Genomic DNA, 1,159 nt, shown 5'->3' on the forward strand with positions numbered 1-1,159 from the left:
TTTTTTCAACCTGCCGGCCTTATTTTGCATTTCCAGGGCCGATTTTCGCCCTCATTTTGCTGATTTTCGGGTCAACCCCGCCTTAAAGACGGATTTATCCCGCCGCCCGTTGCAAATACCGCTTGGCCAGCATCAGATTGGCCAACCCAAACAGACTGAACAACTGCGCCGTATTCTTTTCCAGCCCACGGTAGCGAACCTTGCGATGATTGAAGCGCACCTTGATTACCTGGAATGGGTGCTCGACCTTGGCACGCAGTTGCGCCTTGGCGTATTCGATCTTGCGCTTGACCCGGTACAGCACACTGCCTTCGCCGTGCTGCTTGTAACTGCTTGGCCGGGCTGCAATCGACCAGATAACGTCCCGTTCAGCATGCTCCGGTCGCTTGGCCGCACCGGTGTATCCAGCGTCACCCGCAACATAGGTTTCGGCACCGTGCAGCAACTGGTCGACCTGGGTGACATCCGCCACATTGGCGGCCGTCCCTACCACGCTGTGCACCAGCCCCGACGTGGCGTCGACACCAATGTGGGCCTTCATCCCGAAGTGCCATTGATTGCCTTTCTTGGCCTGATGCATCTCAGGATCACGCTTGCCTTCTCGGTTCTTGACCGAGGGCGGCGCGGCGATCAGGGTAGCGTCGACGATAGTGCCTTCCTTGAGCAGCAGACCCCGGCTGGCCAGATGCAGGTTAATCGTTTCAAACAGCACCCGCGTTAGCTGATGGGTTTCCAGCAAGCGGCGAAAACGCAGCAAGGTAGTGGCATCCGGTGCCGACTCGCGGCCCAGGTCGATGCCCATAAAACCACGGATGGCCTGGCTGTCGTAGACGGCATCTTCGCAACCTTCATCGGAGAAACCGAAACACTGCTGCACGACATACATGCGCAGCATGCGTGACAACCCAATCGCAGGGCGTCCGCGCTTGCCTGTGGTGTCGCTATAGAACGGCGCCACTTGCGCCTCCAGCTGTGCCCAGGGCACCAGCTGTTCAAGGTCAGCCAGGAAGCGATCTCGGCGAGTCTGCTTTTTCTTGCCGGTGTATTCGAGTTCGGAGAAGGTCTTCTGCACGCGCGTAACGCTCACGGAGAGGGTGGTTGGTTGAAGGTACTCAGTGTGCCAAGGGTGGGGACGGTTGGCTATTTTTGCAGCGTCTCC

Annotated in this window: 1 protein-coding gene; it reads right to left on the bottom strand. The window is 58.2% G+C overall.

Going from position 1 to position 1,159, the window contains the following annotated elements; genetic code table 11:
* Positions 1-94 precede the first annotated feature (94 nt).
* The gene (locus tag ACZYSM_RS29150; protein WP_489077128.1) at positions 95-1,072 is read right to left on the bottom strand and encodes an IS5 family transposase; all 978 of its coding nucleotides are present in this window, start codon (positions 1,070-1,072) and stop codon (positions 95-97) included.
* Between the last annotated feature and the right edge of the window lie 87 nt (positions 1,073-1,159).

This window comes from Pseudomonas sp. F220 (genome assembly GCF_057813935.1).